This is a genomic window from Dechloromonas sp. HYN0024, from assembly GCF_003441615.1.
Classification (GTDB): domain Bacteria; phylum Pseudomonadota; class Gammaproteobacteria; order Burkholderiales; family Rhodocyclaceae; genus Azonexus.
Genome location: NZ_CP031842.1, coordinates 2,894,486 through 2,907,057, shown reverse-complemented (window position 1 = coordinate 2,907,057; position 12,572 = coordinate 2,894,486). Strand labels below are relative to the sequence as shown.

Genomic DNA, 12,572 nt, shown 5'->3' with positions numbered 1-12,572 from the left:
GGGTCTATAACGATAAGGATGAACAGCTTTGCGAGGTGAAACAATGATCACGATGCCTGTCAGCCTTGCCCGCATCGGGGCAGTGGCATTTGTGCTGGGGTGTTTGGCGGGACCAACCGTGGCGCAGCAGACTATCTATTCCTGCGAGATGGATGATGGTTCGGTCGTTCTTGAAACCGAACAGGTCAGCAAAAAATGCCAGAAGGTGTCGGAAACCGCTGCGCCGCCCAAGCCGCCGGTAGCGGCTGCCGCTCCGCTGGCTCCTGCCGCCGCAGCCAGTGCGGCGAAGCAGCCGGCCGCGCCGGTCGCCAAGCCGCCGGCTGCAGCGCCCGGTCAGCCGGTGTCCGCCGTGGCCAAGACCTCGGGTAGCCTGGTCGTCAAGGCGCCGCTGCCACCGGTCAAGGTGCCGCCCAAGCGGACGGTGGCAGAAACCTATCATGATCTACAGGTCAAGAAGGCGGAAACAGCCCTGCATCAGGATGATCCCGAGCACGGCATCGTCGGTGCAGCACCGACGACCAACGCCGCCCGGCGCTATCTGATGACCGACAGGGCGCACTACCAGAAAGAGATTGGCGTGACGCCCCAGGCTGCGCCAGAACAAAAGTAGCTGAAAAAGGCCGGGCCACAGAGTGGGCCGGCCAGCTGCATCAGGAAATCGCCAGCATCCGGTCGAGGGCCAGTTTGGCCAGTCCGGCCTCGTGTTCCGGCACGGCGATCTGATTGACCACCTTGCCGTCAACCAGGTTTTCGAGGGTCCACGCCAGATGCTGCGGGTCGATGCGCTGCATGGTCGAACACATGCAGATGGTGGTCGCCATGAACTGGACGATCTTGTTCTGCGGCAGCACTTCCCTGGCCAGGCGGTCGACCAGGTTGAGTTCGGTGCCGACCAGCCAGCGCGTGCCTTCTGGCGCTTCCTTGATGATCTTGACGATGTGTTCGGTCGAACCGACATAATCGGAGGCAGCACAGACCTCGAAATTGCATTCCGGGTGGGCGATGACCTTGCCTTCCGGGTATTTGGCGCGGAAGGCGTCGATATGCGACTTCTGGAACATCTGGTGCACCGAGCAGTGCCCCTTCCACAACAGGATTTTGGCCTGCTTGATCTGGGCTGGCGTCAGGCCGCCGAGTTCGAGGTCGGGGTCCCAGACGACCATTTCGTCCATGGCGATGCCCATGTTGTGGCCGGTCCACCGACCGAGGTGCTGGTCGGGGAAGAACAGCACCTTCGGACGACGCTCAAAGGCCCATTTGGCAATCGTGCCGGCGTTGGACGATGTGCACACGATGCCGCCATGGTCGCCGCAGAAGGCCTTCAGGTCGGCTGCCGAGTTGATGTAGGTGACCGGCGTTACTTCCTCTTCGGCGTTGAGCACGGTGTTCAGTTCGCGCCAGCAGCGTTCGACCTTGGCCAGGTTGGCCATGTCGGCCATCGAGCAGCCGGCGGCGAGGTCGGGCAGGATGGCTTTCTGGTGCGGGGCGGTCATGATGTCGGCGACTTCGGCCATGAAATGCACGCCGCAGAAGATGACGTATTCGGCATCGGTTTGCGAGGCAAGGCGCGATAGTTTGAGCGAATCGCCGGTCAGATCGGCGTATTGATAGACGTCGGCACGCTGGTAGTGATGGCAGAGGAGGACGGCCTTCTTGCCGAGTTTGGCGCGGGCGACGCGGATGCGCTCATGGCAGGCGTCGTCGGAGAGGCGGTTGAACGGTTCGAAGGCGATGGTGGCTGTTTGCATGCTGTTCTCTGAATTTTGGCGTCGGTTTTTGCGGCGCCGGCAATTATCCCTGAATCCATGGCAATCCGGCCTTGCGCCAGCCGCCGATGGTATTGCGGTGCCCGTTGGCATCCTTGTCGCCCTCGAAGCCTTCGAGGATGTTGTAGCAACTGTTGTAGCCGGCTTCGGTGGCCGCCGTGGCGGCGCCGACCGATCGTACGCCGCTGCGGCAGAGGAACATGACCAGGGCTTCGGGATCGATCTGGCGCTTGAGTTCGGCCACGAAATTGGGGTTGCGCACGCCGCCGGGGTATTGGTTCCACTCGATTTCGACGGCGCCGGCCACCCGGCCGACCCAGTCCCATTCGGCACGGGTGCGGACATCGACGATTCTGGCGCCGGGGGCCAGATGCAAAATGTCGCTCGCTTCCTGCGGCGTCAGTTCGCCCAGGTAGGGCCGTTCCAGTGCTTTGCCCCGGGTTTGGGCGAGCTTGAGTATCTCGGTTAACTTTCCCATCGTATCCAACTGCTAAAATTACACATTAACAGTATAGGGCAAGAGATCATGGGACCAGAGCATCACCCTCCCGCCGCCACTCCCGGCGAGCGCGCTGCCGAGGCGCAAAAGGCAACCTGGGTAAGCGTCGCGGTCAATCTGGTGATGACTGTCCTTCAGTTGATCGTCGGCTGGCTGGCCCATTCGCAATCGCTGATCGCCCACGGCCTGCATTCCTTTTCCGACCTGCTCTCGGATTTTCTCGTGATCTACGCCAGCCGGCAGAGCGCCCACCCGGCCGACCAGGCGCATCCTTATGGCCATGCCCGCGTCGAAACCGCCGCGACGCTGGTGCTGGGAACGTCGCTGGCCCTGATTGGCGGCGGCATTCTCTGGGAGTCGGGGATGCGTCTGCAGCACATCGAGGCCCTGCCGACGGTTGAGCTGTCGGCCCTGTGGGTGGCGATTGCCACGGTGATTTCCAAGGAAGGCCTGTATCGCTACCTGATTCGCGTCGCCGAGCGTCAGCGTTCGCAACTGCTTATCGCCAATGCCCTGCATACGCGGGCCGATGCGGCGTCGGCGCTGGTCGTGGTGGTCGGTATTGGCGGCGCCTTGCTGGGCTGGTCTTTCCTCGACCTGCTGGCGGCAGCCTTGATGGGTTTCATGATCTTGCACATGGGGGCTGGTCTGGCCTGGGGGGCGATCAAGGAACTGATCGATACCGGTCTTGACGATGTTCAGGTTGAGGCGATCCGCAAGACCCTGCTGGCCACGCCCGGCGTGCGCGACCTGCACGAATTGCGGACCCGGCGCATGGCCCATCAGGCGCTGGTCGATACGCATGTCCAGGTCGATTCGCGGATCAGCGTGTCGGAAGGCCATCGCATTGCCGAGTCGGCGCGCGCCCGCGTGCTGCGCGAACATCCCGAGGTGCTCGATGTGCTCGTCCATATCGATCCCGAAGACGACATGGACCCGGATAGCTACGCGACACGATTGCCCGCCCGGGATAAATTGCTCAGCGAATTGCAGCCCTTGCTGGTCGATCTGCCGGAACCCGAGAAAATCGTCCTGCATTACCTGCGCGGGCAGATCGAGGCGGAAATCTATTTCAGCCACACCCTGTTCGAGAATGGCGAGGCGCTGCGACAGGCCGAGTCGATCCTGATCGACCGCCTGAAGTCGCATCCGCTAATTCGGAAAATTTCGCTGAATTGTTTTGTTGCACCATAAAGGTGCGTAAATTTTCGCCATTGCACAATGGTGGTGCGCTAATTCTTTGTTTAAACCCCGCATCTCATTGTGGCAAAATACAAAGATTACTCGTGAGCGTTTGGCACGCTTTCTGCTAAACACTCCGGGTTACAAATTTTTGATTGTCGCCGGATCGCCCGGCAACTTGTTTTCTTAGGAGATTAAGGCATATGGCAACCCCGCAAGACGTGCTCAAGATGATCAAGGAAAACGACGCCAAGTTCGTCGATTTCCGTTTCACCGATACCCGTGGCAAGGAACAGCACGTCACCGTGCCGGTTTCTGCCTTCAGCGAAGACAAGTTCGAAAACGGTCACGCTTTCGACGGCTCCTCGATCGCTGGCTGGAAGGGCATTCAGGCTTCCGACATGCAGCTGAATCCGGATCCGGATACCGCCTACATCGACCCGTTCTTCGACGAAACCACCGTCGTCCTGACCTGTGACGTCGTTGACCCGACCGATGGCCGTGGCTACGACCGCGACCCGCGCTCCATCGCCAAGCGCGCTGAAGCCTATCTGAAGTCCTCCGGCATTGGCGACACCGCCTACTTCGGTCCGGAACCGGAATTCTTCATTTTCGACGGCGTCGAGTGGAATGTCGACATGTCCGGCTGCTCCCTGAAGATCCACTCCGCTGAAGCGGCCTGGGGTTCGGGCGAGAAGAACGACGGCTCCGGCTCCACCGGCCACCGTCCGACGGTCAAGGGCGGCTACTTCCCGGTTCCGCCGGTTGACAGCCTGCACGACATCCGTTCGGCCATGGTCCTGACCCTGGAAGCCCTTGGCTGCCCGGTTGAAGTTCACCACCACGAAGTCGCCACTGCCGGTCAGTGCGAAATCGGTACCGTGTTCAACACCCTGGTCAAGCGTGCCGACCAGACCCAGATCCTGAAGTACGTGGTGCACAATGTGGCCCACCAGTACGGCAAGACCGCTACCTTCATGCCGAAGCCCATCGTTGGCGACAACGGTTCCGGCATGCACGTTCACCAGTCGATCTGGAAAGACGGCAAGAACCTGTTCGCCGGCGACGGCTATGCCGGTCTGTCTGAACTGGCTCTCTTCTACATCGGCGGCATCATCAAGCACGCCAAGGCCCTGAACGCCATCACCAACCCGGGTACCAACTCGTACAAGCGTCTGGTCCCGCATTACGAAGCCCCGGTCAAGCTGGCTTACTCGGCCAAGAACCGTTCTGCTTCCATCCGCATTCCGTACGTTGCCTCGACCAAGGCTCGTCGTATCGAGACCCGTTTCCCGGATCCGATCGCCAACCCGTACCTGTGCTTCGCCGCGCTGCTGATGGCCGGCCTGGATGGTATCCAGAACAAGATTCACCCGGGCGATCCGGCTTCCAAGAACCTGTACGACCTGCCGCCGGAAGAAGATGCAGCCATCCCGACCGTCTGCGCCTCCCTCGAGGAAGCCCTGGCCGCTCTGGAAGCTGACCACGAGTTCCTGACCCGTGGCGGTGTCTTCTCCAACGACTGGATCGATGCCTACATCACCCTGAAGATGGACGAAGTGAATCGCGTTCGCATGACGACCCACCCGGTCGAGTTCGATCTGTACTACTCCTGCTAATCAGCCGGATCTTGAAGAAGGGCGGGTATTTCCCGCCCTTTTTTTGTGCACTTTTTTCAGGCTCGGACGTTAAGTCCGATACACTCAGAAAATTGACAGGAATGATGCTGATGACACGCTGCTCGCTTGCCTTGCTTATCGCCTTGTTGCCGCTCTCGGCCTCGGCCCAGTCCATCTATAAGTGCGTTGACGCCAGCGGCAGCACGACCTACTCGAGTACGCGGCTGGAAAAGAACTGCAAGGTCATTTCCTCCAGCCCGGAAGGTTCCGCACCCGCACCCGCGCCTGCCCGTGCCCGGGCACCCGGCGCTGCGGCGAATCCGACCCAGGCGGGCTTCCCGCGTGTTCAGGAAGATACCCAGAAGGCGCGTGACGGTGACCGCCGCCATATCCTTGAGCAGGAACTGGCCGGCGAACAGCGCAACCTCGAGCAGGCCAGGAAGGAACTGGCCGACCAGGAAGTGGCCCGTACGCCAAGCGACCGCCTGTCTGGCTATCGCGAGCGCGTCGGCCAGCATGAGCGAAATATCCAGGCGATCCAGAAAGAACTGGCGGTCAGCCGATAGGGAGCAGTATCGACCGATTGAAAAGGGCGCCGAGGCGCCCTTTTTTGTCTGTGACGCCAGCCGTTAGTCCTTGATCCTGACCTTGTACCAGGCCGCATAGAGCGCCGGCAGGAAGAGCAGGGTCAGGGCCGTGGCGACCATCAGGCCGCCCATGATGGCGACGGCCATCGGCCCGAAAAAATCGTTGTGCGACAGGGGAATCATTGCCAGCACGGCAGCAGCGGCAGTCAGCACAATCGGCCGAAAACGCCGCACGGTCGATTCGACAATGGCTTCCCGGCGCGGGCGGCCTGCCGCCATGTCCTGTTCGATCTGGTCGACGAGAATGACGGCGTTGCGCATGATCATGCCGAACAGGGCGATGGTGCCGAGCAGGGCCATGAAGCCGAAGGGCTGGTTGAAGACGAGCAGGAACAGGGTGATGCCGATGATGCCGAGTGGTGCGGTGAGCAAAACCATGACGACGCGGGAAACACTCTGCAACTGGATCATCAGGACGGTGACCACGACCAGTACGAACAGCGGGATGCCGGCCATCACCGAGCCGGAGCCTTTCGAGGACTCTTCGACCGAGCCGCCGGTGGCGATGTGATAGCCCTCCGGGAGCTTGGCCTGGATGGCATCGATGGCCGGTTTGAGATGGCCGACGATTGTCGCCGGCTGCGTCTTGTCGTAGAGATTGGCGCGGACCGTGATGGTCGGCAGGCGATCGCGGCGCCAGATCAGGCCGGGTTCGAAGCTATGCTTGAGGCGGCCGATCTGGCTCAGCGGTACGCTTTTGCCGGCGCGGGTCGGCACCGAAAGATCGTCGAGGGACGAGAGGTGACTGCGTTCCTCACGGTCGCCACGGAGCACGACGTCGATACTCTTTTCGCCCTCGCGATAGGTGGTCACGGTAAAACCGTTGAGCGACATGTTGAGCAGCGCGGCGATATCCTGGCTGGACACGCCGAGCAGTCGGGCCTTGTCCTGGTCGATTTCGATCTCCACCGACTTTGACAGTTCGCTCCAGTCAACATTGATGTTCGACAGTTCCGGGTCCTGGCGCATCGCCGTGGCGACCTGGCCAGCCACCTGGCGCAGGATCGCCGGGTCTTCGCCGGAAACGCGGTATTGCACCGGGTAGCCGACCGGCGGGCCGTTTTCGATGCGGGCGATATTGCCCCGGGCGGCGAAGCTGTCGCTGTCGAACAGCTTGATCAGGCGCTCGCGCAGGGCCTCGCGGGCCTCGACGTTGCGCGTCACGATGACGAACTGGCCGACATTGCTTGACGGCATCTGCTGGTCGAGGCTGAGGTAGTAACGGGGCGAACCGGAGCCGATGTAGGCGATGAAGTGCTCAAACTGGTCGAATTCGGTCTTGTCCTTGTCCAGCCATCTCTCAAGTTGGCGGACTTCGGCGTCGATGGCAGCAATCGAGGCACCTTCGGGCAGGCGCAGTTCGACGTTCAGCTCAAGACGTGTCGAGTTCGGGAAGAACTGCTTCTGCACCTTGCCCATGCCGACGATGGACAGGGCAAAGAGGGCAATGGTGATGCCGATGACCAGCCAGCGCCGACTGACGCACCAGCTGACCAACTGGCGAAAGCGGGTATAGAACGCGGTGCCGTAAACGTCGTGGTCTTCGGCATGGGCCGGGCCGTTGAGGCCGAGTTTGTCGGCCAGCCAGGCCAGTCGCGGTAGCCGTTGGGCCAGGCGGCCGGGCGTGTGCGCCGCCCGTGGATCGGGGAGCAGCTTGTAGCCGAGCCAGGGAATGGCAATGACCGCAGCCAGCCAGGAAATGAGCAGGGCAAAGACATTGATCTGGAAGAAGGCGAAGGCGTATTCGCCGGTTGACGACTTGGCCAGGGCGATCGGAATGAAACCGGCGACGGTGACCAGTGTCCCCGACAACATCGGGCCGGCCGTGCTGGTGTAGGCGAAGGAGGCGGCGCGGGTACGTTCCCAGCCTTGTTCCATCTTCACCCACATCATCTCGACGGCGATGATGGCATCGTCCACCAGCAGGCCTAGGGCGAGTACGAGGGCGCCGAGCGACACCTTGTGGAGGCCGACGTTGAACAGATACATGGCGAGGAAAGTCGCAGCCAGAACGAGCGGAATGGAAATGGCGACGACCAGTCCGGTACGGATGCCGAGACTGAGGAAGGTGACCAGCATGACAACGGCGACGGCTTCGGTCAGGGCCTGGGTGAAGGCCTTGACCGAGCGGGCGACAGCGGTCGGCTGACTGATCGCGACGCCGATGTCGACGCCGACCGGGAGCGCCGCCTGAAGCGTCGCGACACGGCTGCTTAAGGCCTTGCCGAGTTCGATGATGTCGCCCCCCTTGGCCATGGTGACGCCGATGGCCAGGGCCCGCTTGCCACCATAACGGACCTGGGTGGCTGGCGGGTCGATGCCGCCGCGGTGCACCTCGGCAATGTCGCCGAGTCGAAAACTGCGGTTGCCGGAGCGGATCAGCGTGTCGGCCACTGCCTGCACGCTGTTGAAGGCACCACCGGGGTGAATCTGGATGCGTTCGCTGGATGTTTCGAAAAAGCCGGTGGCGGCGACCGCATTTTGCTGGTTGAGGGCCTGGGTGATGGTGGCCAGATCGATCCCTAGGGTTGCCAGCTTGCTGTTGGAGAGTTCGACGTAAATCTTCTCGTCCTGGATGCCGAATATTTCGACCTTGCCGACCTGCGGCACGCGCAGCAGATTGTCACGAACACGCTCGGCCATATCCTTCATCTGCGGATAATCGAGGCCTTCGGCAGTCAAGGCGTAAATATTGCCAAAAACGTCGCCGTACTCGTCGTTGAAAAAAGGCCCCTGAATGCCGCTCGGCAGGGTGTGCCGGATGTCGCCGATTTTCTTGCGCACCTGATAGTAGACATCAGGAACACTGCCCGGCGGTGTGCTGTCGAGGGCGAAGAACAGCACGGTCGACTCGCCGGGGCGGGAAAAGCTGGATACCCGGTCAATGTATGGTGTTTCCTGAAGCTTTTTCTCAATTTTGTCAGTCAGTTGCTGTTCGACCTGGCGCGCCGTCGCTCCCGGCCACAGCGTGCGGATGACCATGACTTTGAAGGTGAATGGCGGGTCTTCGGCCTGGCCGAGCCGGCTGAAGGCAATAACGCCCATTACCGCGATGGCGAGAAGGAAATAGCCAACCAGTGTGCGGTGGTGCAGGGTCCAGTCGGACAGATTGAAGCGGTGGCTCATCTCAGCGCTGCCGTTCCGGGGCGGTGACTGGACGGGCCTGGACCTCCTGGCCGTCGACCAGCTTGCCGGAACCGTTGATGATGACCAGTTCGCCTGCTTCCAGTCCGCCGCTCAGGGCCGCACCGTCTTCACGGAAGCGGGCGACCTGGACCGGGCGGGAAACTACCTTGCCGTCCTTGACGACGCGGACCAGCGGCCCTTGGCCGAGATCGATGATGGCGCTCAGCGGCACCAGCAAGGTGCTTTCGGCGCTGCTGTCGACGGCCACTCGCGCCGTCATGCCGAGGCGCACTTCGGGCGGCGGCTGAAGAATGCGGATGCGGGCAGCGTAGGTGCGGGTGGCCGGGTCGGCGGCTGGCGACAATTCGCGCAGTTCGCCGCGCAGGGCCAGTTTTGGGTCAGCCCACAGGCTGACGGCCAGTGTTTTTGCGGCTTTCAGCTCGGCCAGACGGCTTTCGGGAATGGCAATGGCCACTTCCTTCTCTTCCGGTCGGGCGACACGCAATACGGCCTGGCCAGCGCTGACTACCTGGCCGGCATCGGCCAGTACGGCGGTGACGACGGCGGGAAATTCGCTGCTCAGGGTGCCGTAAGCAGCCTGGTTGCCACTGATCCGGCTTTGCGCGCGGGCTTGCTCGAGGCGGCCCTGGGCGCTGTTCCAGGCGTTGTCCTTGGCATCAAAAGCGGCTTGGCTGACGAATTTCTTGGCGAGGAGTCCGGCATAACGCTCACGCTCGGCACGGGCTGTGGTCTGCTCACTTTCGGCGGCGCTCAATTGCGCCCGGGCCGCGGCGGCGGCGAGTTCAAGATCGGCCGGATCAAGGCGGGCGAGCGGCTGCCCGGCTTTGATCTCGGCGCCGGCATCAACAAGGCGGGCGCCGATCTTGCCGCCGACGCGGAAAGCCAGATCAACTTCGTGGCGGGCGCGAATCTCGCCGGTATAGATACCGCCGGCTGTCGCCACGTTGCCTGCCGCCTGAACGAGCACGGCACGGCTGGCCGGTGGCGGCGCTTCGCCTGAGCCGCAACCGGCCAGGGTGGTGGCAGCGAGCATCAGCAGGGTGGCGATGCGGGGAGCGAAGTTAGGCATTTTATCAAGATCCGGTAGCGAGTCCGTGGATGATAATGAACGATGGGTCAGTAAGGCAAGTTATCGTCGAGGGCGACGTTCAAATCGTTACAATGGCGAACATGAACGTGACCCATTCTTCCTTTGCCGGCCTTGATCTGCTGGCTTCGGCCGTACTCCTGCTGGATGACGGGTTGGCCATTCGCTATATCAATGCCGCGGGCGAAAATCTTCTCGCCGTGAGTGGTCGCGTCGTGGCCGGAAAAACGCTGGCGGCGGTGTGCACCTGTTCGGCGACCCTGCAGTCGGCACTTGATAACGGGCTTAACAACAACTGGGGCTACACCGGCCAGAACATCGAATTGAAGCGCAGCGATGGTGAGGTCCTCAATATCAACTGCACGGTGACGCCGCTGCGCCCCGATATCGCGCCCGGCGTCCGCTTGCTGCTCGAACTGCAACCGATCCAGCATCATCTGGCGTCGACCCGCGAAGAGCGCCTGATCGAGCAGCAGCAGGTCAGCCGAGAACTGATCCGCAATCTGGCGCATGAAATCAAGAATCCCCTGGGCGGCATCCGCGGTGCGGCCCAACTGCTCGAACATGAACTGGCCCATCTGGCCAACGCCCCGTCGCTCAAGGAGTACACGCAGGTCATCATCAAGGAGGCGGATCGCCTGCAGGACTTGATGCAGCGGCTGTTGACGCCGCACCGGGCAATGTTGCCGACGACGGTGAATATCCATGAAATCCTCGAGAGAGTGCGTAGCCTGCTGACTGCGGAGTTTCCCGGTTCGCTCAGTGTTCGTCGTGATTATGACACCAGTCTTCCGGAGTTGGTCGGCGACCGCGAGCAACTGATCCAGGCCGTTCTCAATATAGCCCGCAATGCCGCCCAGGCGATGGGCGGCGAAGGCGAAATCATTCTCCGTACGCGCTCCCTGCGCCAGGTAACGCTGGCCAAGAAGCGCTATCGCCTGGCCATGGAGCTAAAGGTCATCGACAACGGGCCGGGCATTCCTGACGCGATCCGCGAGCGCATGTTCTACCCGCTGGTTTCCGGGCGTGAAGGGGGGAGCGGCCTCGGTCTGACCATCGCCCAGAATTTCATCCAGCACCATCACGGGACGATCAATTGTGTCAGTCGGCCGGGGAATACGGTGTTCACACTGAATCTGCCGGTCGAGCAGGCTTGAGTCTTGCTTCGGTAATGCTCATTGTGAACACAAAATGAGCCATCAAAATATGAAACCCGTCTGGATCGTAGACGACGACCGCTCCATTCGCTGGGTGCTGGAAAAAACCCTGTCCCGCGAAGGTATCCCGTTCAAGAGTTATGCCTCGGCCAGCGAGGCGATTTCGCAGCTCGAACAAGGCATTGAACCCCCGCAAGTACTGCTTTCCGACATCCGCATGCCCGGCCAGTCGGGGCTTGAGCTGCTGCAGGAGGTAAAAACCCGTTTTCCGTCAGTGCCGGTCATCATCATGACCGCCTATTCCGATCTGGAAAGTGCGGTTGCGGCATTCCAGGGCGGCGCCTTCGAATACCTGCCCAAACCCTTTGACGTCGATCAGGCTGTGGAGCTTATCCGACGCGCCATTGATGAATCCATGCACCAGAGTGGTGCGGCGGAGGAGGAAGGGCTGGTCCCCGAGATCCTCGGTCAGGCACCGGCCATGCAGGAAGTCTTTCGGGCCATTGGCCGTTTGGCCCTGTCGCACGCCACCGTGCTGATTACTGGCGAGTCGGGTTCGGGCAAGGAACTGGTGGCGCGCGCCCTGCACCGCCACAGTCCGCGGGCCGACAAGCCCTTCATCGCCATCAATACGGCAGCGATCCCGAAGGACCTGCTCGAGTCCGAGCTGTTCGGTCATGAGCGCGGTGCCTTTACCGGGGCGCAGGCGCAACGGCGCGGCCGCTTCGAGCAGGCCGAGAGCGGTACCCTGTTTCTCGACGAAATCGGCGACATGCCGGCCGAATTGCAGACCCGTCTGCTGCGTGTTCTGTCGGACGGGCACTTCTACCGCGTCGGCGGTCATTCGCCGATCAAGGCCAACGTCCGGGTCATTGCCGCGACGCACCAGAACCTCGATACGCGGGTCAAGGATGGCCTGTTCCGCGAAGACCTCTTTCATCGTCTCAATGTCATCCGCGTCCGCCTGCCTGCCCTGCGCGAGCGGCGCGAAGATATTCCGCTGCTTGCTCGTCATTTCCTGCAAAAGAGCGCGCGGGAACTCGGGGTTGAAACCAAGCGCCTGACGGAAGCTGCGCTCAAGTACATGAGCGGCCTTGATTTCCAAGGCAACGTTCGTCAGCTCGAAAATCTCTGCCACTGGCTGACTGTCATGGCGCCGGGGCAGCAAGTCGATATCGGCGACCTGCCCGGCGAACTGCGCGAAGCAACCCCGGTGATGCTGGCGACCGATTGGGAAGGAGCGCTGGAGGGCGAGGTTGACCGTCTCCTGGCGCGCGGCGTGCCGGATATTCATGGTGTGCTGTCGCAGGTCTTCGAGCGGATCCTGATCGCCCGCGCGCTGGCCCATACCGGTGGTCGCCGGATCGAGGCGGCACAGGCGCTCGGTATCGGGCGCAATACGATCACCCGCAAGATCGCCGAACTCGGCATCGATGGCGGCAAGGAGCACGCGGCAGAGTAAAATCCA

10 protein-coding genes are annotated in these 12,572 nt (G+C 61.8%); 6 read left to right on the top strand and 4 right to left on the bottom strand.

From position 1 onward, the window contains the following. The first annotated feature begins 43 nt into the window (after positions 1 to 43). A complete protein-coding gene (locus tag HYN24_RS13965; protein ID WP_117609818.1) occupies positions 44 to 610 on the top strand; it encodes a hypothetical protein in 567 nt (188 codons plus the stop codon). Between the two features lie 40 nt (positions 611 to 650). Here HYN24_RS13965 and nadA read toward each other — a convergent pair whose 3' ends face one another. Both nadA and HYN24_RS13955 read right to left on the bottom strand, forming a co-directional pair. Next, complete coding sequence (nadA, locus tag HYN24_RS13960; protein ID WP_117609817.1) at positions 651 to 1,748, bottom strand: quinolinate synthase NadA; 1,098 nt, start codon at positions 1,746 to 1,748, stop codon at positions 651 to 653. A 43-nt stretch (positions 1,749 to 1,791) separates the two neighbouring features. Further along, positions 1,792 to 2,244 carry a rhodanese-like domain-containing protein gene (locus tag HYN24_RS13955; RefSeq protein WP_117609816.1) on the bottom strand — a complete coding sequence of 151 codons (453 nt, stop codon included), beginning with the start codon at positions 2,242 to 2,244 and terminating at the stop codon, positions 1,792 to 1,794. Between the two features lie 48 nt (positions 2,245 to 2,292). Here HYN24_RS13955 and HYN24_RS13950 point away from each other — a divergent pair, with 48 nt between their 5' ends. From HYN24_RS13950 to HYN24_RS13940, 3 genes are all read left to right on the top strand, one after another. Next, positions 2,293 to 3,459, top strand: a complete 1,167-nt coding sequence (locus HYN24_RS13950) for a cation diffusion facilitator family transporter (protein WP_117609815.1) — start codon at positions 2,293 to 2,295, stop codon at positions 3,457 to 3,459. Positions 3,460 to 3,650: 191 nt separating this feature from the next. Further along, complete coding sequence (glnA, locus tag HYN24_RS13945) at positions 3,651 to 5,066, top strand: type I glutamate--ammonia ligase (protein ID WP_117609814.1); 1,416 nt, start codon at positions 3,651 to 3,653, stop codon at positions 5,064 to 5,066. 110 nt (positions 5,067 to 5,176) lie between these two features. Continuing rightward, positions 5,177 to 5,632, top strand: coding sequence for a DUF4124 domain-containing protein (locus HYN24_RS13940; protein WP_162888749.1), 456 nt, complete (start codon positions 5,177 to 5,179; stop codon positions 5,630 to 5,632). A 63-nt stretch (positions 5,633 to 5,695) separates the two neighbouring features. Here HYN24_RS13940 and HYN24_RS13935 read toward each other — a convergent pair whose 3' ends face one another. Then, positions 5,696 to 8,839, bottom strand: coding sequence for an efflux RND transporter permease subunit (locus HYN24_RS13935; protein ID WP_117609812.1), 3,144 nt, complete (start codon positions 8,837 to 8,839; stop codon positions 5,696 to 5,698). A 1-nt stretch (position 8,840) separates the two neighbouring features. Continuing rightward, a complete protein-coding gene (locus HYN24_RS13930) occupies positions 8,841 to 9,929 on the bottom strand; it encodes an efflux RND transporter periplasmic adaptor subunit (RefSeq protein WP_205421398.1) in 1,089 nt (362 codons plus the stop codon). Between the two features lie 92 nt (positions 9,930 to 10,021). On the opposite strand from HYN24_RS13930, the gene glnL reads away from it, so the two are divergent. After that, positions 10,022 to 11,104: a nitrogen regulation protein NR(II) gene (glnL, locus tag HYN24_RS13925; RefSeq protein ID WP_117609810.1), complete on the top strand. Its 1,083-nt coding sequence runs from the start codon at positions 10,022 to 10,024 to the stop codon at positions 11,102 to 11,104. A 49-nt stretch (positions 11,105 to 11,153) separates the two neighbouring features. Continuing rightward, entirely contained in the window at positions 11,154 to 12,566 is a 1,413-nt protein-coding gene (ntrC, locus tag HYN24_RS13920) for a nitrogen regulation protein NR(I) (protein WP_117609809.1), read from the top strand. Positions 12,567 to 12,572: the final 6 nt, after the last annotated feature.